This is a genomic window from Stenotrophomonas daejeonensis, from assembly GCF_001431505.1.
Classification (GTDB): Bacteria; Pseudomonadota; Gammaproteobacteria; order Xanthomonadales; family Xanthomonadaceae; genus Stenotrophomonas; species Stenotrophomonas daejeonensis.
In genome coordinates this window covers 20,686-39,917 of sequence record NZ_LDJP01000048.1, presented here as the reverse complement: position 1 = coordinate 39,917, position 19,232 = coordinate 20,686, and the positions used below count along the sequence as shown (strand labels likewise).

The following is a 19,232-nucleotide window of genomic DNA, read 5'->3' as shown; positions in this document are numbered from 1 at the left end:
GCCGACGTGGTGCTGGTCAACACCTGCTCGATCCGCGAGAAGGCGCAGGAGAAGGTGTTCAGCCAGCTCGGCCGCTGGAAGGAGCTGAAGGCCGGCGGCCGCGAGGTCATCATCGGCGTCGGCGGCTGCGTCGCCTCGCAGGAGGGCGAGGCCATCGTCAAGCGCGCGCCGTATGTCGATCTGGTGTTCGGCCCGCAGACCCTGCACCGCCTGCCCGAGCTGATCCGCGCCCGCCGCGAGCAGAACCGGCCGCAGGTGGACATCAGCTTCCCCGAGATCGAGAAGTTCGACCGCCTGCCCGAGCCGCGCGCCGAGGGCCCCTCGGCATTCGTGTCGATCATGGAAGGCTGCTCCAAGTACTGCTCGTTCTGCGTGGTGCCCTATACCCGCGGCACCGAGGTCAGCCGCCCGTTCGAGGACGTGGTGGTCGAGTGCGTGCAACTGGCCGCGCAGGGCGTGCGCGAGATCAACCTGCTCGGGCAGAACGTCAACGCCTATCGCGGGCCGTATGGCGATGGGGAACTGGCGGACCTGGGGCTGCTGATCCGCACCATCGCCGAGATCGACGGCATCGGCCGCATCCGCTTCACCACCTCGCATCCGCTGGAGTTCTCCGACTCGCTGGTGGACGCCTACCGCGACGTGCCCAAGCTGGCCAACTACCTGCACCTGCCGGTGCAGGCCGGCAGCGACCGCGTGCTCAGCGCGATGAAGCGCGGCTACACCGCGCTGGAGTTCAAGGCCAAGATCCGCAAGCTGCGCGCGGTGCGCCCGGACATCTCGATCAGCTCGGACTTCATCGTCGGCTTCCCCGGCGAGACCGAGGCCGACTTCGAGAAGACCATGAAGCTGATCGAGGACGTGGGCTTCGACCAGAGCTTCTCCTTCATCTATTCGCGCCGCCCGGGGACGCCTGCCGCCGACCTGGAGGACACCACCTCGGAGGCCGAGAAGCACGCGCGGCTGTCGCGCCTGCAGGCACACATCAACGAGTATGCCGCCGGCATCTCGAAGAAGATGGTCGGCAGCGTGCAGACCGTGCTGGTCGAGGGCCCCTCGCGCAAGGACGCCAACGAACTGACCGGCAAGACCGAGAACATGCGCTCGGTGAACTTCCCCGGCCACCCGCGCCTGATCGGCCAGTTCGTCGACGTGGTCATCACCGAGGCGTTGAGCAACTCGCTGCGCGGGCGGGTGGTGACCGACCAGGCTTGAATCGCGAGCCTGGCTCGCTCCCACATCCGTAGATGCGGGGCTTGCCCCGCATGGAGCTTCCCCGATAAAGCCCCGCACCGGGCAAGCCCGGTGCCTACGAGAGGCGCTCGTGCCGACCTTCGTCGCGGTCAATTTTTCACCACGCGACCCAAACCCTTGCCGCACCTGTCCCGCACGCGGTTATCCACAACTTCATCGCGCGCGCATCCACATGCGATGTGGAAACCCCCTTGTCGCCCGATCAATCCAGCCGCTTGCGGAAACGCAGGATCGCCCCGGCCATCATCACCGCGCTGAAGGCCAGCAGCGCCAGCGCGTCCGGCCACAACTCCCACAGGCTGGCGCCGCGCAGCATCACGCCGCGGATCAGGCGCAGGAAGTGGGTCAGCGGCAGCACTTCGGCCAGCCATTGCACCGGGCGCGGCATGCCGGCGAACGGGAACATGAAGCCGGACAGCAGGATCGACGGCAGGAACAGGAAGAAGGTCATCTGCATCGCCTGGAACTGCGATTGCGCGCGGGTGGAGATCAGCAGGCCCAGCGCCAGGTTGGCGACGATCAGCAGGGCGGCGGCGACGAACACGTCCAGCAGGCTGCCACCCAGCGGCACGTGGAACAGCCACGTGCCCAGCGCCAGCACCATGCTGGTCTGCACCAGCCCGACGACCACGTAGGGAACGACCTTGCCGACCATCAGCTCGGCGCTGGTCAGCGGCGTGGCGATCAGCAGCTCCATGTTGCCGCGCTCGCGTTCGCGCACGATCGCCACCGCGGTGAACAACACCATCGTCATGGTCAGGATCACCCCCACCAGTCCCGGCACGATGTTGGCCGCCGAGCTGCGCTGCGGGTTGTAGAAGCCGACCACGCCGATGCTGCCGGCCGCCAGCGGATTGAAGCCGCTGCCATCCAGCGGCATCCGCGCCAGCTGCGCCGCCGCGCTCTGCACCGCGTTGTCGCTGCCATCGACCAGTATCTGCAAGGCCTCGCGGCCTTCGGTGCGGCGCCGCTCGTAATCGGGCGGGATGACGATGCCGATGCTGATTTTCCCGCGCCGCATCGCCTCCAGCAGTTGCTGCGGCGTTTCCGCCTCCAGCACGGGCGTCACCACGCCGGTGGCGACGATGTCGTGCGCCAGCATGCGCGAGGCCGAGGTACGGGCCTGGTCGGCGAAGCCGGCGGACAGGTCGCGCAGGTTGGTGTTGATCGCATAGCCGAACAGCAGCAACTGCATCACCGGGATGCCGATGATCATCGCCAGGGTGATGCGGTCGCGCCGCATCTGCCGCACCTCCTTGGCCATCACCCCTAGCAGGCGCCGCAGCTTCATGCGTCCTCCCCGGCGGCATGCCGGCGGCGGGTGGTGGCGACGAACACGTCTTCCAGGCTGGCGGGTTGCGGATGGATGCGGGCGGCGATGCCTGCCGCGCGCAGCGCATCGGCCAGGGGCGTTCCGGCATTTTCGTCGGCCAGCAGCACGCGCAGGCTGTTGCCGACCTGCGCCACGCTGGTCACGCCCGCGCAGGCCGACAGCACCCGCGCCGCCTGCCGGGGTTGGTCCGCCTCGACCACCAGCGTGCGCCCGGCCAGTTGCGCGGCGAGGTCGGCCGGCGTGCCATCGGCGACCAGCATGCCGTGGTCGAGGATGGCGATGCGGTGGCAGCGCTCGGCCTCGTCCATGTAATGCGTCGATACCAGCAGCGTGGTGCCGGCATCGGCCAGCTCGAAGAGCTTCTCCCAGAAATCGCGGCGCGATTCAGGATCAACCGCGCTGGTCGGTTCGTCGAGGAACAGCAGCTCCGGCTGATGGATCACCGCGGCGGCCAGCGCCAAGCGCTGCTTCTGGCCGCCGCTCATGGTGCCGGCCAACTGCTTCTGCCGGTCCTGGAAATGGTATTGCTCGACCAGTTCGTCGATGCGCCGGCGCGCCGGCGCCCTGGGCATGTCGTGCACGGCGGCGAGGAATTCCAGGTTCTCGCGCACGCTCAGGTCGTCGAACAGCGAGAACTTCTGCGTCATGTAGCCGATGCGGCTGCGCAGCGCCTCGGCCTGTTCGGGAATGCGCAGGCCCAGCACGTCGATCTCGCCCGCGCTGGGCGTGAGCAGGCCGCACAACATGCGGATGGTGGTGGACTTGCCCGAGCCGTTCGGGCCGAGGAAGCCGTAGACCTGCCGGCGCGGCACGTCCAGGTCGACGCCATCCACCGCGGTGAGTGCGCCGAACCGCTTGCTCAGGCCGCGCGCGCGGATGGCGAGATCGTCGGCGAGGTCGTCCGCCATCGCGGCATGCTCAATACGCGGCATCGGCCACGACCTGCACCGGCGCGCCCACCGGCAGCGTGGCCGCGTCCTTGCCCAGGCTGATTTCGGCCAGGTAGCTCAGGCGTTCGGCGTCCTGCCCGGTCAACGCGAAATACGGGGTGAACACCGGCTCGCTGCGGATCATGCGCACGCGCCCGGCGAACACCTGTTCCGTCGCTTGCCCCTGCACCTGCACGCGCAGCGTGTCGCCCACCTGCACGCGGTTGCGCAGCGCCTGCGGCAGGTAGACCCGCGCATACGGCGCCTCGCCGACCAGCAGGACCACCAGTGGCGCGCCCGCGGCCGGCTGGTCGCCGAGCTTGTACGGCAGGCTGTCCACCCGGCCGGCGCGCGGCGCGACCAGCGCCAGCTTGTCCAGCAACACCGTCTGCGCTGCCGCGCTGGCTTCGGCCGATGCCACGGCGGCCTCGCCCTGCGCCACCTGTTCGGAACGGCTGCCGTGCAGCAATTCGGCCAAGGCCGCCTCGGCCTGCCGCACCTGCGCCTGCGCGCTCTGCGCGGCGGCGCGGGCACGGTCCAGCTCCGCCGCGGCGACCAGTTGCCGCGGGGCCAGCGGTTGCAGGCGCGAATGGTAGGCCTGCGCTTCGCGTGCCTGTGCGTGCGCGGCGGCCAGGGCGGCGCGGGCCCGGGCGATATCCTCCGTGCGCGGGCCGTGGCGCAGTTCCGACAACGCGGCGCTACGTTGCGCCGTTTGCGCCTGCAGTGCCGCCAGTTGCGATGCGGTGTGCGTCGGTTCGAGTTGCAGCAGCGGTGCGCCCGCGGCGACCTGCTGGCCTTCGCGCACGTCGATCCGCACGATGCGCTCCGAAGCCGGCGCCGGCAACGTCACCCGGTCCCATTCCAGCGTGCCCAGCGCCTGTGGCGGCTGCCGCGAACAACCGGCCAGCAGCACGGCCAGCAACGCCGTGGCGGGAATGCGTCGATCAGCCATGTTCCAGCTCCAGTCCCTGCGTCAACAATGCCAGCGCATGGCGCTGCACCACGTCGGCCCCCAGTTCGCCCGTGCCGAACAACTGCTGCCAGATCGGCGCGCTGGCCAGCGGGAACATCGTCAGCCCCACCATCGACACCACCATCAGGCGCGGGTCCAGCCGCGGATTGAGCTGCCCGGCCCGTTGCGCCACCGTGAAACGCTCGGCCAGCAGCTGCGGCAGCAGCGGGCCGATCCGTTCGATCATCACCTCGCGCAATGCACCGCCTTCGCAGAGGATTTCGCGCACCCACAGCGTCGGCAGCCACGGATGCGCGGCCACCGCGCGGGTGATGCCGTTGACGAAGGCGGCCACCAGCGCAGCCACGTCGTCGCCTGCCTCGCCCACCCCGGCATGCACCTGCGCCATCACCGGCCACAGCCGCTCGGCCACCACCGCCTGCTGCAACTGCAGCTTGTCGCCGAAGTAGTAATGCACCAGCGCCGGCGTCACCCCGGCGCGGCGGGCGATGTCGCGCAGCGAAGTGGCACTTATGCCCCGCGCGGCGAAGCAGGCCAGCGCCGCGTCCAGCAGCCGTTCGCGCAAGTCGACGGCATCGGCGGTGGGCCGCCGCCCCGGCGTGCGCTTGCGCGGGGAGCTGGCAACGGGTTTTGCCGGTGCTTCGAGCGGGGCTGCCGCGCGTCTGCCCGGGCCGGAAGTCGTGGATGCGGTTCGCTTCATCGCATCATTTAATTCAATGAACAATTAAATTTCAACGACCGAATCGGGATGCACCCGGTTCATGGACGCGAACCGCCCTGCCGGAGGGGCCACGGCGAAAGTGAGACAATGCCGCCTGCGCGCCGCGGCATTGATACCGTGCGCACCGGCACCATCTCCTTGCCCATGACCGCCATCACCCACCACGACTTCACCCTGGAACCGGCCGACAACGAGCGCCTGGCCAACCTTTCCGGCCCGTTCGACGAACACCTGCGCCAGATCGAACTGGCCCTGGGCGTGGAGATCGCCAACCGCGGCCACGTATTCCGCGTCAGCGGCCCCGGCAGGACTGCCGCCGAAGCCGGGAAGCTGCTCGAGGCGCTGTATGCCGAGGCCGGCGAAACCGTGTTCGACAGCCACGCCATCCACCTGCGGCTGAACCGCGCCAACGTCGCGCAGGTGGCCGAACGCACCTACGAGGCGCAGGAAGTGGCGATCAAGGTCAAGCGCGGCACCGTGCGCGGGCGCGGCGCCAACCAGTCCAAGTACCTGCACCAGATCGCCACCCACGACATCAACTTCGGCGTCGGCCCGGCCGGCACCGGCAAGACCTTCCTTGCCGTGGCGATGGCGGTGGAGGCGCTGAACGAATCGCGGGTGCAGCGGCTGATCCTGGTGCGCCCGGCGGTGGAGGCCGGCGAGAAGCTCGGCTTCCTGCCCGGCGACCTGTCGCAGAAGGTCGATCCCTACCTGCGCCCGCTGTACGACGCGCTGTACGAGATGCTCGGCGTGGAAAAAGTCGCCAAGCTGCTGGAAAAGAACGTCATCGAGATCGCGCCGCTGGCCTACATGCGCGGGCGCACGCTCAACGATGCCTTCGTGATCCTCGACGAGGCGCAGAACACCACCATCGAGCAGATGAAGATGTTCCTGACCCGGCTCGGCTTCGGCTCCACCGCGGTGGTCACCGGCGACCTCACCCAGACCGACCTGCCCAAGCACGTCAAGTCCGGCCTGCGCGATGCCATCGAGGTGCTGCGCGGTGTGGAAGGCGTGAGCTTCACCTTCTTCGAATCGCGCGACGTGGTGCGCCACCCGCTGGTGGCGCGCATCGTCAGCGCCTACGACCACCGCGACCTGCAGCGGGTCAAGCCCGGAGCGGAAGAATGACAAAAGGCCCCGTGCAACTGGACGTCGCCGTCAGCTATGCCCTGCCCCGCGCCGGGCTGCCGGCGGCGGCGAGTTTCCGCAAGTGGGTGGCCGCCGCGTTGAAAGGGCGCATCCGCGAGGCCGACCTCGCCATCCGCCTGGTCGATACGAAGGAAGGCCAGGCGCTGAACCACCACTACCGCGGCAAGGACTACGCCACCAACGTGCTCAGCTTCCCCGCCGAGCTGCCCGAAGGCCTGCCCAAGGGCGTCAAGTTCCCGCTGCTGGGCGACCTGGTGATCTGCGCGCCGGTGGTGGCCCGCGAGGCCGCCGAGCAGGGCAAGCCGCTGCGCGCCCACTACGCGCACCTGACCGTGCATGGCGTGCTGCACCTGCTGGGCTGGGACCACGAGGACGACAGGGAAGCCGAGGCGATGGAGCAACTGGAGCGCGAGATCCTCGCCGACCTCGGCATCGCCGACCCGTATGCCGGCGAGCGCTGAGCGCGTCCCCGCATTTTCCTTCCTGCCGCCTGATCCGGACGCCAGATTGATGAAAAACCTCTTCTTCCCCCTCGCCCTGCTCGCCGCCCTGCCGGCCACGGCCCGGGCCGAACCGGCCATCGACCTGCCGGCGCTGATCGAGTGCCGGCAGAGCGTCAGCGAGTTCACCGCGCTGGCGCCGATCGCCGCCGACCCGCTCAAGGCGGTGGCGCTGGGCTGGCGGCCGCTGCCGCAGGGCAACCTGTTCATGAACGAGTACGTGCTGAACGAGCCCATCAGCGTGTTCGGCCGCCGCGCCGACCACATCGCGATGGCCGGCGCCAGCATCGTCGCCCTGCTCGACCTGCCCGACCCGCACCCGCTGGCCGACGAACTGAAGCTGGAAACCGGCTACGACGCCGACGGCAAGTTCATGGCCGGGCGCGAGCTGGTCAGCCGCGACGTGGTCGATGCCGAAACCGGCGAGCCGATGATCGAATCGGTGATCCTGAGCGTGTCCAACGTCAAATCGCACCCCGGCAAGACCCTGGCCGGCTGCACCTACAGCCTCGACCTGCCGGCCGAGGACGAAGCGCCGGATGCCGCGTCAGGCGCGGCCAAGGCCACGCCGCCGGCCTGAACGGCCTCCTGCTAGACTTCCCGCCACCGCCCGCGCACCGGGCGCAACGACCGAAGCAATGTCCGAAGACGACAGTAGTACCGCGCCGGAACCTGGCGAGAAGAAGCGCAACTGGCTCGAACGCCTGAGCGCGGCCTTTTCCGGCGAACCCCACACCCGCGACGAACTGGTGGCCGTGCTGCAGACGGCCCAGCAGGACGGCCTGATCGCCGCCGATACCCTGCGCATGATGGAAGGCGCCATCGCGGTGGCCGAGCTGACCGTCGGCGACGTGATGATCCCGCGCTCGCAGATGGTGTCGCTGCCGGCCGAGCGCCCGTTCCCGGAACTGATGGAGCAGGTGGTCGAGTCCGGCCACTCGCGCTTCCCCGTGCACGGCGAGAACAAGGACGACGTGCTCGGCATCCTGCTGGCCAAGGACCTGCTGCGCGGTGCCCTCGCCGGCGGCCGCCACGGCAGCCTGCACGAACTGCTGCGGCCGGCGGTGCTGATCCCCGAGTCGAAGAAGCTCAACGTGCTGCTCAAGGAGTTCCGGCTCTCGCGCAACCACATGGCGATCGTGGTCGACGAATACGGCGGCGTGGCCGGGCTGGTCACCATCGAGGACGTGCTGGAGCAGATCGTCGGCCAGATCGACGACGAGCACGACGAGACCGAGGACCATACCGCGCAGATCGCGATACAGGCCGACGGCCGCTACGTGGTCGACGCGCTGACCGCGATCGAGGACTTCAACGAGCGCTTCGGCGCGACCTTCTCCGACGACGACTACGACACCATCGGCGGGCTGGTCACCGAGGCCACCGGCCACCTGCCCGAGATCGGCGACGAGCTCACCCTGGACCGCTTCGTGTTCCGCGTCGCCCGCGCCAACGCGCGGCGGGTGCAGGCGTTCCACGTCACCGTGCTGCCGCCCGACACCCGGGACGACGAGTGAACGCCCGCCTGCACCGCCTGCTGCCGTGCCTGTTGCTGCTGTGCGCGCTGTTCGCCGGCAGCGCCTGCGCCGCCGATGACGATGCCACCGCGCCACGCATCGGCGTGGTGACGATGCAGCCGGGCGAAGTGTTCTTCGAGCGCTTCGGCCATGACGCGCTGGTCGTGGCCGACCCGGACGGCGGCCGCGCCACGTCCTACAACTTCGGCTTCTTCGATCCCTCCGAAACGGATTTCGTCGGCAACTTCGTCCGCGGGCGGATGATGTACTACCTCGTCGCGCTGCCGCTGGAGGAAGACCTGGCCCAGTACCGCGACGCCGGGCGCGGCGTCTCCATCCAGTGGCTGGACCTGCCGCCGCCGCAGGCGCGCGCGCTGGCCGCCGACCTGGCCGAGCGCGCGCGCCCCGAGAACGCGCGCTACCGCTACGACTACTTCACCGCCAACTGCTCGACGATGGTGCGCGACGCGCTCGACCGCGCGATGGGCGGCAGCCTGCGCGCGCAGCTGGCCGGCCGTTCGCGCGGCAACAGCTACCGCAGCGAGGCGGTGCGGCTGGCCTCGCCGTCGCCGTGGATGTGGCTGGGCTTCGACCTCGGGCTGGGGCCGTGGGCCGACCAGCCGCTGTCGCGCTGGCAGGAGGCGTTCGTGCCGATGCGGCTGGCCGACGGCCTGCGCGAGGCCCGCAACGCGGCCGGCCGGCCACTGGTGCGCGACGAGCGGGAACTGCTGCCGCAGCGCCTGCCGCCGGAACCGGCCGAGCAACTGCGGCCGTGGTGGCCGTGGCTGCTGCTCGGCCTTGCCGGCGCCGGGCTGGTTTTCGCAGCGCGCGGCCGCCGCCGCGTGCTGGGCGGCTTCGCGTTGCCGTTCTGGCTGTTCTGCGGCGGCGCCGGCCTGCTGCTGGCCTGGCTGTGGGGCTTCAGCGAGCACCGCGCCGCCTGGGCCAACCGCAACCTGCTGCTGCTCTGCCCGCTGGCGCTGGCGCTGCTGCCCGGCGCATGGCGCCTGCTGCGCGGGCGCCAGCCGGGGCGCTGGTTCGCGCGGCTGCTGTGGGCGGTGGCCGCCATCGCCACGCTGTCGCTGCCGCTGCACTGGCTGTCGTTGCAGGCGCAGTTCAACATGCAGTGGATCGTGCTGCTGCTGCCCGTCCACCTGGCATTGGCGCTGGTGCTGGGCCGGCGCGGCTTGGCGGCCGGCACCGGCTGAGGCACGATGCCGGCATGGAAACCGGCACCGCTTCGTCCTCCAGCAACCCGCCCTGCGTCATCAACTGCATCTGCTACGACGCCGCCGGCAAGCCGCGGCCGATCGCGCTGGACGACATCGGCGAAACCCTGCGCGATCAGGCGCAGGGTTTCGTCTGGATCGGCCTGTACGAGCCGGACGATGCAGTGCTGGCCAAGGTGCAGGAGGAGTTCGGCCTGCACGACCTGGCCATCGAGGACGCCCTCAAGGCCCACCAGCGGCCCAAGGTGGAGGTCTACGGCGACTCGCTGTTCGTGGTGGTGCAGACCGCGCAGGTGCTGGACGAGCGCATCCACTACGGCGAAACCCATGCCTTCCTCGGCGCGCGCTACCTGGTGACGGTGCGCCACGGCGCCTCGATGTCGTATGCCCCGGTGCGCGCGCGGCTGGAACGCGAACCGGCGCTGCTGGCGCTGGGGCCGTCGTTCTGCCTGTACGCGGTGCTCGACGCCATCGTCGACAACTACCTGCCGATCACCGACAGCTTCCGCGACACCCTGGATCTGCTGGAGAAGGACATCTTCGCCGAGAGCTACCGGCGCCGCACCGTGGTGCGCCTGTACGAACTCAAGCGCGAGCTCAACAAGATGCGGCTGGCGGTGGCGCCGTTGCAGGACGCGCTGGCGCAGTTGCAGCGCAACCCGGCGCAGTTGCTGCACGAGGAGGCGCGGCTGTACCTGCGCGACGTGCAGGACCATGCCGCACGCGTCAACGACGCCATCGACACCCTGCGCGAGATGCTCGGCACCGCGCTGAGCGTGAACCTGTCGCTGGTCACGCTGGCGCAGGGCGAAACCGTCAAGCGGCTCGGCGCCTGGGCCGCGCTGCTGGCCGCGCCGACGCTGGTCACCAGCTGGTACGGCATGAACTTCGCCGACATGCCGGAGCTGGCCGGCCGCTATGCCTATCCGTTGCTGATCGTGGTGGTCGGCGCGGCCTGCGTGGTGCTGTACCGGCTGTTCAAGCGTTCCGGCTGGCTGTAGCACCCTACCTGTCCACTCCCGGGGAACCGCATGGAAAACGACACCACCCACGCCCACCCGCGCCGTCGCTTCCTGCGCAACACGCTGGCACTGGGCGCCGCCCTGCCCCTGCTCGGGCAGGCGCGGGCCGCCAATGGCAACGACGACCGCGCCGACGCCGCGCTGCCCGCGTCCATCCGCGCCCTGCAGCCGGTCGCGCAGCGGGTGGTGCCGATCACCGTCGCCGAGCGCGCGCAGCGCCTGGCGCGGGCGCAGCAGTTGATGGACGAACAGCGCATCGATGCCGTGTTCATCGGCGCCGGCAGCTCGCTGACCTATTTCACCGGCATGCACTGGTGGAACAGCGAGCGCCTGACCGGCGTGATCCTGCCGCGCAGCGGCGCGCCGGTGTACGTCACCCCGGAATTCGAGCGCGGCCGCACGCTGGAACAGATCAAGTTCGGCGACGACGTGCGCGGCTGGCAGGAGGACGAGGACCCCTATGCGCTGGTCGCGCAGGTGCTGCGCGGCTTCGGCGCCGGCAGTGGCAGCGTCGGCATCGAGGAAACCGTGCCGTTCTTCCGCAGCAAGGGGATCATGGATGCGCTGCCGCACGCGCGCTTCGTCGATGCCTGGCCGGTCACGGCCGGCTGCCGGCGGATCAAGAGCCCGGCGGAAATGGCGCTGATGCGGCTGGCCAACCAGACCACGCTGGCGGTGTACGAGGCGGTGTGGAAGGCGCTCGCACCGGGCATGACCGAGGGCGACATCGCCGCGCTGGTCGCCGCCGCCTACGCCCGCACCGGGCTGCGCGGCAGCGCCGACGTCAACATCGGCAAGTACACCGCCTCGCCGCACGGCTCGGACGCGCCGCAGCGCCTGGTCGAAGGCACGCCGGTGATCTTCGACGGCGGCTGCCGGGCCGACGGCTACACCAGCGACATCACCCGCACCGTGGTGCTGGGCCAACCCGGCGACGACATCCGCCGCGTGTTCGACATCGTGCTGCAGGCGCAGACCGCCGCGCTGGACGCCGCGCGCCCCGGCGTGGCGATGGAGGCGCTGGACGCGGCCGCGCGCAAGGTCATCACCGACGCCGGCTACGGCCCGGACTACCGCTATTTCAGCCATCGCCTGGGCCACGGCATCGGCATGGACATGCACGAGTGGGACTACCTGGTACGTGGCAACAAGCACCTGCTGGAACCGGGCATGACCTTCAGCGACGAGCCCGGCATCTACATCCCGGAAAAGTTCGGCGTGCGGCTGGAGGACATCCTGCACGTCACCGCCGATGGTGCCGAGCTGCTGACGCCGCAGAGCCCGTCGATCGACCATCCCTTCGGTTGAACCGTAGATGCGGGGCTTGCCCCGCATGCGGCTTCACCGGGAAGGCCCATGTACGGGGCAAGCCCCGTATCTACGCCACATAGATGGTCTTGATGTTGGTGAACTCGCGGATGCCGTGCTCGGCCAGCTCGCGGCCGAAGCCCGAGCGCTTGCTGCCGCCGAACGGCAGGCGTACGTCGCTCCTGACCACCGCGTTGACGAAGGCCGCGCCGCATTGCAGCTGCGCGGCGACCTGCTCGCCGCGCGCGGCATCGCGCGTCCACACGCTGCCGCCGAGGCCGAAGCCGGTGTCGTTGGCCACCCGCACCGCCTCGGCCTCGTCCTTCACCCGCAGGATCGCCGCCACCGGACCGAACAGTTCCTCTTCATAGGCCGGCATGCCCGGCGCCACGTGGTCGAGGATCGATGCCGGATAACCGGCGTGGCTGCCGGCGATGGGCTCGCAGCCCAGCAGCACCTTGGCGCCCTTGTCGATGCTATCGCGCACTTGCCGGTGCAGCCCGTCGCGCAGGTCGGCGCGCGCCATCGGCGCCAGCGTGGTGGCCGCGTCCCGCGGATCGCCGTACACGCGCGCCTTCGCCGCCTCGACGAAGCGCTGCACGAAGGCGTCGGCGATGGCTTCGACCAGCACGAAGCGCTTGGCGGCGATGCAGGTCTGCCCGGCATTGTCGAAGCGCGACTTCACCGCCGCCGCGACGGCCACGTCGAGGTCGGCATCGTCCAGCACCACGAAGGCATCGCTGCCGCCCAGTTCCATCACGCACTTCTTCAGCTGGTCGCCGGCATTGGCGGCGATCGCGCGCCCGGCGCGCTCGCTGCCGGTCAGCGTCACCGCCTTGACCCGGCGGTCGCGCAGCACCTCGGCGGCCTGGTCGTTGTCGATGTGCAGCACGTCGAACACGCCGGCCGGCATGCCGGCATCGGCCAGCACCGCGGCGATCAGGTCGGCGCAACCGGGCACGTTGCTGGCGTGCTTGAGCAGGGCGACGTTGCCGGCCATCAGCGACGGCGCCAGGAAGCGGAACACCTGCCAGACCGGGAAGTTCCACGGCATCACCGCCAGCACGCAGCCGATCGGCTGGTAGACGACATGGCTGCGCTGCGCCTCGGTCGGGATCGCCTGCGGCGCGAGATAATCGGCGGCATGGTCGGCGTAGTACTCGCAGGCCGCCGCACTCTTCTCGATCTCGCCCAGCGCCTCGCCGCGCAGCTTGCCCATTTCGGCGGTCATCGCGTGCTGGATGTCGTCGCGGCGCGCACGCAGCCCGGCAGCGGCCTTGCGCAGCAGGGTGCCGCGCTGTTCCAGCGTCATGCCGGACCACCTCGGGAACGCGGCCTCGGCTGCGGCCAGCCGCTGCTCGACGGCGGCGGCGCTCAGCAGTTCGACCGTGCGCTCGACGCGGCCGTCGAAGGGATTGATGGTCTGGTACGAAGCCATGTCGGCACACCTGCATCCAATGATGGGGGACATTTTGACGCCACACATGTTAGTGCCACCTCAAAGCCCCCCTCCCGGCGCCGGAGGTTGCACCGCTTCGGGAGCGGGCATTCAAGCCGTCAGCCGTTGTCCTGCAACGCCAGCTGCATGTCGCGCTGGCGGCGCTTCTCGGCGCGCGCCGTGATCCACCAGCCCAGCACCGCCACCAGCGACACCGCCAGCACCAGCAGGCTGGCCAGCGCGTTGATCTTCGGGCTCACGCCCATGCGCACCGAGGCGAAGATCTTCATCGGCAGCGTGGTCGAGCTGGGGCCGGCGACGAAGCTGGCGATCACCACGTCGTCCAGCGACAGGGTGAAGGCCAGCAGCCAGCCGGACAGCAGCGCCGGGGCGATGATCGGCAGGGTGACCAGGAAGAACACCTTGACCCGGTTGGCGCCCAGGTCCATCGCCGCCTCTTCCAGCGAGCGGTCCAGCTCCTGCAGGCGCGAGGACACCACCACCGTCACGAAGGAAAGGGTGAAGGTGACGTGCGCGATCCAGATCGCCACCACGCCCTTGGACGGCAGCCCGAACAGCCCGCCCATCGACACCAGCATCAGCAGGATCGACAGGCCGATGATGACCTCGGGCATCACCAGCGGCGCGGTGACCAGCGCGCCGAACACGCTCTTGCCGGGGAAGCGCCGGAAGCGGGTCATCGCCATCGCCGCCAGCGTGCCGAGCACCATCGCCGCGGTGGCGGTCCAGAACGCCACCTTCAGGCTGATCCAGGCCGCCTCCAGCAACTGCCGGTCGCGGAACAGCTCGCCGTACCACCTGGTGGAAAACCCCGCCCATACCGTCGCCAGCCGCGAGGAATTGAACGAGTACAGCATCAGCAGCAGGATCGGCAGGTACAGGAAGGCGAAGCCGAGCAGCAGCACGCTCCAGCCCAGCCAGCGGTGGTTGCGCACCATGCTCATGCCAGCTTCCCTTCCAGCTCGCGCTGCTGGAAGCGGTTGAAGACGACGATCGGGACCAGCAGCAGGAGCAGCATCACGATCGCCACCGCCGAGGCCAGCGGCCAGTCTCGGTTGTTGAAGAACTCGCCCCACAACACCCGGCCTATCATCAGCGTGTCCGGGCCGCCGAGCATCTCCGGGATCACGAACTCGCCCACCGCCGGGATCATCACCAGCATGCAGCCGGCGACGATGCCGCCGCGCGACAGCGGCAGGGTGATGCGCACGAACGCCTGCCACGGCTTGGCGCCGAGGTCGTAGGCCGCTTCCAGCAGGCGGTGGTCGAGCTTGACCAGGTTGGCGTACAGCGGCAACACCATGAACGGCAGGTAGCAGTAGACGATGCCGATGTAGGCGGCCAGCGGGGTGTAGAGGATGCGCAGCGGTTCGTCGATCAGGCCCATGCCGATCAGCGCGCGGTTGACCAGGCCGTTGCTGTCGAGGATGCCGATCCACGCATACACGCGGATCAGGAACGAAGTCCACGACGGCAGCACCACCAGCATCATCGCGATGTTGCGCGCCGACGGCGACATGCGCGCGATCACGTAGGCCATCGGGTAGCCGATCAGCAGGGTCAGCAGGGTCGAGATGACCGCGATCCTGATCGAGCTGAGGTAGGCGACCACGTACTGGCTGTCGGTCAGCAGTTGGGCATAGTTGCCGAGGTTGAGCTTGACGCTGAACGCGTTGTCCACGTACTCGACGATGGACGTGTACGGCGGCATCGCCACGGCCATCTTCGCGAACGAGATCTTCAGCACGATCAGGAACGGGATCGCGAAGAACAGCAGCAGCCACAGGTAGGGCGCGCCGATCACCGCCGAACGGATGCCGGGCAGCCAGCGCTTCGCCGCGTTCGCGTTCATGCGGTCAGCACCACGCCGTCGTTGTCGTCCCAGCTCACCCAGACCTCGTCGTTCCAGGTGATGCCGTCGCTGTCCCAGCGCTTCATGTTGGCGAAGTTGGACATGATCCTGGCGCCGCTGGGCAGGCGCACGTGGTACACGGAATGGCTGCCGAAATAGGCGATGTCCTCGACCACCCCGCGCGCCTTGTTGGTGTCGCCTTCCGGCTCGTCCTTGCCGATGTGCACCTTCTCCGGGCGCAGCGCGAACGCCACCGGCTGGCCCTCGTAGCCGGTGATGCCGTGGCCGACGTAGATCGGCGCCGGGAAATCGGCGGTGCGCACGGTGACGTATTCGGGCAGGTCCTCGTCGATCACGCCCTCGATCAGGTTGACCGAGCCGATGAAGCCGGCGACGAAGCGGTTGGCCGGCTGCTCGTAGATGTCATCGGGCTTGCCGATCTGCTGGATCCAGCCCTGGTCCATCACCGCGATGCGGGTGGCCATGGTCATCGCCTCTTCCTGGTCGTGGGTGACCATCACGCAGGTCACGCCCAGCTGCTCGATGATGTTGACCAGCTCCAACTGCATCTTCGAGCGCAGCTTCTTGTCCAGCGCGCCCATCGGCTCGTCCAGCAGCAGCAGCTTCGGCCCCTTGGCCAGCGAGCGCGCCAGCGCCACGCGCTGCTGCTGGCCGCCGGAGAGCTGGTGCGGCTTGCGCTTGCCCAGTTTCTGCAGCTGCACCAGCTCCAGCATCTCGCCGACGCGGCGGGCGATGGCGTCCCTGGCCATGCCGTCCTGCTTGAGGCCGAAGGCGATGTTCTGCTCCACGGTCATGTGCGGGAACAGCGCGTAGGACTGGAACATCATGTTGATCGGCCGCTCGTAGGGCGGCAGCGTGCCGATCGGCTGCCCGTCGAGCAGGATTTTTCCCCTGGTCGGCGTCTCGAAGCCGGCCAGGCAGCGCAGCAGGGTGGACTTGCCGCTGCCCGAACCGCCGAGCAGCGCGAAGATCTCGCCCTTGCGCACGTCGAGGTTGACGTCGTCGACGGCGACGAAGCCGTCGAACTCCTTGCGCAGGTCGCGGATGGACAGGTAGCCGGGCTCGCCGGTCAGGGCGGCGGTGGGCGCTTCAACGGGCATCGGTGGCTCCGCGTGGAAAGTAGGCCGGGGCCACGCCCCCGGCGCCTTGGCATGGCAGGTCGGAATTCCCTTCTCCCTCCGGGAGAGGGTGCCCCGAAGGGGCGGATGAGGGTTCGGGACGAAGCCTCGCATGGTTGGACATCGGGAGGGCTTCGCCCCGACCCTCACCCCCTCTCCCGCAGGAGAGGGGCTTCAAAGCCGGCGGGTCACCGGCCGGTCTTGATCTCGGTCCACAAGCGCGTATAGAGCTTGTCCACGTCCGGCGGGTTGATCGCGTAGGTGAACATCTTCGCCGCCACCTCTTCCGATGGATAGATGGTCCTGTCCTCGCGGATCGCCTCGTCCACCAGCGGCGTGGCCGGCGTCACCGGGTTGGCGTAGTGGGTGACGTTGGTGTTGTTGGCCGCCACCTGCGGTTCGAGCAGGTAGTTGATGAACGCATAGGCGTTCTCCGGGTGCTTGGCGTCCTTCGGGATCGCCAGCATGTCGAACCACTGCGGCGCGCCCTCCTTCGGGATCGAGTACGCCACTTCCACGCCGTTGCCGGCCTCCTCGGCGCGGTCGCGGGCCTGGATGATGTCGCCCGACCAGCCCACCACCAGGCAGGTGCTGCCATTGGCCAGCGAACCGACGTACTGGCTGGAGTGGAAGTTCTGCACGTAGGGGCGGATCGACTTGAGCAGGTCGGCGGCCTTGCCGATCGTGGCCGGGTCGGTGCTGTGCGGGTCCTCGCCGAGGTAATGCAGGGCGATGGGAATCATGTCCGAAGGCGTGTCGAGGAGGGTGACGCCGCAGTCCTTCATCTTGCCGATGTTCTCCGGCTTGAACACCAGATCCCAGCTGTTGGCGATGTCGGTGCTGCCGCCGAAGCGTTCCTTCAGCTTGGCCACGTTGTAGCCGATGCCGGTGGTGCCCATCATGTACGGCACGCCGTACTTGTTCTCCGGGTCCTGCCCGGCGATGCGCGCCATCACCCCGGCGTCGAGGTTGGCGAGGTTCGGGATCCTGCTCTTGTCCAGCGGCAGGAACACGCCGGCCTGGATCTGGCGGCCGAAGAAGTTCAGCGTCGGCACCACGATGTCGTAGCCGCTGTCGCCGGTGAGCAGCTTGGTCTCGACCATCTCGTCGCTGTCGAACACGTCGTAGGTGACCTTGATCCCGGTCGCCTTCTCGAAGTTCGGGATGGTGTCCTCGGCGATGTAGTCCGAGTAGTTGTAGACGTTGAGGACCTTGGCCTCGCCGCCCTCGGCGCCCGCGGCGCCGTCCTGCGTGCCGCCGCAGGCGGCGAGCAGGGAGGCGGCGACGGCGGCGGTCAGGATGCGCAGATTCATGGATTCTCCAAGGTGGGCCGGAAGGAAGGTGGATGGCATTGTCACATGGGGGACCGGTAGGAGCGACGTGAGTCGCGACGGGGTTTTGTCGGCAAGGCTTCGGTCGCGACTGACGTCGCTCCTGCAAAAGCAAAAGCCGGCTTTACACATTGAGCAGCAGGAACTCGCGCTCCCACGAGCTGATGACGCGGAAGAAGGTCTCGTATTCCTTGCGCTTGACCGAGACATAGGCGCGGCAGAAGCGCTGGCCCAGCAGCGCCTGCAACGGCTGGCAGCCTTCCAGCCCGTCCAGCGCCTCGCCCAGCGAGCGCGGCAGGTCGTAGCCCGGCGCCTTGGCGTTGCCGCTGACCGGCTCGCCCGGCTGCAACTGCTCGCGGATGCCGAGCAGGCCGCAGGCCAGGGTGGCGGCCATCGCCAGGTAGGGATTGGCGTCGGAACCGGCGAAGCGGCTCTCCACGCGGCTGTTCTCGGCGCTGTCGATCGGCACGCGCAGGCCGCAGGTGCGGTTGTCGAAGCCCCACTCCACGTTGCTCGGCGACACCTCGCCGAACACCAGCCGGCGGTAGGAATTGACGTTCGGGGCGAAGAACGCCATCGCCATCGGCACGTACTTCTGCAATCCACCCAGGTAGTGCATGAACAGCGGGCTGTAGCCGCCCTCGCCTTCGCCGGCGAACACGTTGGCGCCGTCGCTGGCGCGCAGCAGGCTCTGGTGGATGTGCATCGCGCTGCCCGGCTCGGTTTCCATCGGCTTGGCCAGGAAGGTGGCGTAGACGCCGTGGCGCATCGCCGCCTCGCGCATGGTGCGCTTGAACAGGAACACCTGGTCGGCCAGCGCCATCGCGTCGGCATGGGTGAAGTTGACCTCCAGCTGCGCCGCGCCGGATTCGTGGATCAGCGTGTCCACGTCCAGCTTCATCGCGTCGCAGTAGTCGTACATCAGGTCGAGGATGGGGTCGAACTCGTTGACCGCGTCGATCGAGTACGACTGCCGCGCCGTCTCCGGGCGCCCGGAACGGCCGGCCGGCGGCAGCAGCGGGAAATCCGGGTCGGTGTTCTTCTGCACCAGGAAGAACTCCACCTCCGGCGCCACGATCGGAGTCAGCCCCAGTTCGTCGTAGGCGGCCAGCACCCGCCGCAGCACGTTGCGCGGGGCCAGTTCGTGCGGCTGGCCGTCGCGGGTATGGCAGTCGTGGATGACCTGCGCGGTGGGGTCGGTGGCCCACGGCACCATGCGCACCGTGTCCGGGTCCGGGCGCAGCACCATGTCCGAATCGGCCGGCGCCACCAATTCGTAGTAGTCGTCGGGGAAGTCGCCGGTGACAGTGGTGGCGAATATGCCCTCGGGCAGGCGCGTGCCGTAGTCGTGGCGGAACTTGTCGGCCGGGATGATCTTGCCGCGCGCGTTGCCGGTGATATCCGGCACCAGGCACTCGACCTCGGTGATGTTGCGTTCCTTCAACCAGCGCAACAGGGCGCTGCCTTCCTGCACGGCGGGGACGGTCTTGCGGTTGCGCGGGCGCGGCTTCATGAC

General features: G+C 68.9%; 18 protein-coding genes. 8 read left to right on the top strand and 10 right to left on the bottom strand.

Annotation, left to right across the window (positions count from 1 at the left end):
- Positions 1-1,215: tRNA (N6-isopentenyl adenosine(37)-C2)-methylthiotransferase MiaB (gene miaB, locus ABB34_RS08560; protein ID WP_057640895.1), on the top strand; the 1,215-nt coding region annotated here is incomplete at its 5' end.
- Between the two features lie 241 nt (positions 1,216-1,456).
- Here the strand turns inward: miaB and ABB34_RS08555 are convergent.
- Genes ABB34_RS08555 through ABB34_RS08540 form a run of 4 tightly spaced genes read right to left on the bottom strand, consistent with a single transcriptional unit; the run spans position 1,457 to position 5,054 of the window.
- Positions 1,457-2,545 (bottom strand): ABC transporter permease, encoded by a 1,089-nt coding sequence (locus ABB34_RS08555; protein ID WP_057640894.1) that lies wholly within the window; start codon positions 2,543-2,545, stop codon positions 1,457-1,459.
- Positions 2,542-3,465, bottom strand: coding sequence for an ABC transporter ATP-binding protein (locus ABB34_RS08550; protein WP_057640899.1), 924 nt, complete (start codon positions 3,463-3,465; stop codon positions 2,542-2,544). The genes ABB34_RS08555 and ABB34_RS08550 overlap by 4 nt, the downstream gene beginning before the upstream one ends.
- Positions 3,466-3,505: 40 nt before the next feature.
- Complete coding sequence (locus tag ABB34_RS08545; protein ID WP_057640893.1) at positions 3,506-4,468, bottom strand: HlyD family secretion protein; 963 nt, start codon at positions 4,466-4,468, stop codon at positions 3,506-3,508.
- Positions 4,461-5,054: a TetR/AcrR family transcriptional regulator gene (locus ABB34_RS08540; protein WP_057640892.1), complete on the bottom strand. Its 594-nt coding sequence runs from the start codon at positions 5,052-5,054 to the stop codon at positions 4,461-4,463. The genes ABB34_RS08545 and ABB34_RS08540 overlap by 8 nt, the downstream gene beginning before the upstream one ends.
- Before the next feature lie 300 nt (positions 5,055-5,354).
- Between ABB34_RS08540 and ABB34_RS08535 the strand changes: the two genes are divergently transcribed.
- From ABB34_RS08535 to ABB34_RS08505, 7 genes are read left to right on the top strand one after another with little or no spacing between them, the layout of a single operon-like run.
- Complete coding sequence (locus tag ABB34_RS08535; RefSeq protein ID WP_057640898.1) at positions 5,355-6,341, top strand: PhoH family protein; 987 nt, start codon at positions 5,355-5,357, stop codon at positions 6,339-6,341.
- Positions 6,338-6,823, top strand: coding sequence for an rRNA maturation RNase YbeY (gene ybeY / locus ABB34_RS08530; protein WP_057640891.1), 486 nt, complete (start codon positions 6,338-6,340; stop codon positions 6,821-6,823). The genes ABB34_RS08535 and ybeY overlap by 4 nt, the downstream gene beginning before the upstream one ends.
- 49 nt (positions 6,824-6,872) lie before the next feature.
- Positions 6,873-7,442: a hypothetical protein gene (locus ABB34_RS08525; protein ID WP_057640890.1), complete on the top strand. Its 570-nt coding sequence runs from the start codon at positions 6,873-6,875 to the stop codon at positions 7,440-7,442.
- Positions 7,443-7,500: 58 nt separating this feature from the next.
- The gene (locus ABB34_RS08520; protein ID WP_057640889.1) at positions 7,501-8,379 is read left to right on the top strand and encodes a CorC family transporter; all 879 of its coding nucleotides are present in this window, start codon (positions 7,501-7,503) and stop codon (positions 8,377-8,379) included.
- A gap of 20 nt (positions 8,380-8,399) precedes the next feature.
- Positions 8,400-9,584: a lipoprotein N-acyltransferase Lnb domain-containing protein gene (locus ABB34_RS15700; protein ID WP_425478972.1), complete on the top strand. Its 1,185-nt coding sequence runs from the start codon at positions 8,400-8,402 to the stop codon at positions 9,582-9,584.
- 14 nt (positions 9,585-9,598) lie between these two features.
- Positions 9,599-10,606, top strand: a complete 1,008-nt coding sequence (locus ABB34_RS08510; protein WP_057640888.1) for a magnesium and cobalt transport protein CorA — start codon at positions 9,599-9,601, stop codon at positions 10,604-10,606.
- Positions 10,607-10,636: 30 nt separating this feature from the next.
- Positions 10,637-11,935, top strand: coding sequence for a M24 family metallopeptidase (locus ABB34_RS08505; RefSeq protein ID WP_057640887.1), 1,299 nt, complete (start codon positions 10,637-10,639; stop codon positions 11,933-11,935).
- A gap of 70 nt (positions 11,936-12,005) precedes the next feature.
- Here ABB34_RS08505 and ABB34_RS08500 read toward each other — a convergent pair whose 3' ends face one another.
- The 6 genes from ABB34_RS08500 to ABB34_RS08475 all read right to left on the bottom strand — a co-directional run bounded on the left by ABB34_RS08500 (position 12,006) and on the right by ABB34_RS08475 (position 19,229).
- On the bottom strand, positions 12,006-13,373 hold the full coding sequence (locus ABB34_RS08500) for an NAD-dependent succinate-semialdehyde dehydrogenase (protein ID WP_057640886.1): 1,368 nt from the start codon (positions 13,371-13,373) through the stop codon (positions 12,006-12,008).
- A gap of 119 nt (positions 13,374-13,492) precedes the next feature.
- Positions 13,493-14,338: an ABC transporter permease subunit gene (locus ABB34_RS08495; protein WP_057640885.1), complete on the bottom strand. Its 846-nt coding sequence runs from the start codon at positions 14,336-14,338 to the stop codon at positions 13,493-13,495.
- Entirely contained in the window at positions 14,335-15,246 is a 912-nt protein-coding gene (locus ABB34_RS08490) for an ABC transporter permease subunit (protein WP_057640884.1), read from the bottom strand. Before ABB34_RS08490 ends, ABB34_RS08495 begins: the two co-directional genes overlap by 4 nt.
- A complete protein-coding gene (locus tag ABB34_RS08485; RefSeq protein WP_057640883.1) occupies positions 15,243-16,367 on the bottom strand; it encodes an ABC transporter ATP-binding protein in 1,125 nt (374 codons plus the stop codon). The genes ABB34_RS08490 and ABB34_RS08485 overlap by 4 nt, the downstream gene beginning before the upstream one ends.
- 206 nt (positions 16,368-16,573) lie before the next feature.
- Positions 16,574-17,698: a polyamine ABC transporter substrate-binding protein gene (locus ABB34_RS08480; RefSeq protein WP_057640882.1), complete on the bottom strand. Its 1,125-nt coding sequence runs from the start codon at positions 17,696-17,698 to the stop codon at positions 16,574-16,576.
- 142 nt (positions 17,699-17,840) lie between these two features.
- Entirely contained in the window at positions 17,841-19,229 is a 1,389-nt protein-coding gene (locus tag ABB34_RS08475) for a glutamine synthetase family protein (RefSeq protein ID WP_057640881.1), read from the bottom strand.
- Positions 19,230-19,232 lie beyond the last annotated feature (3 nt).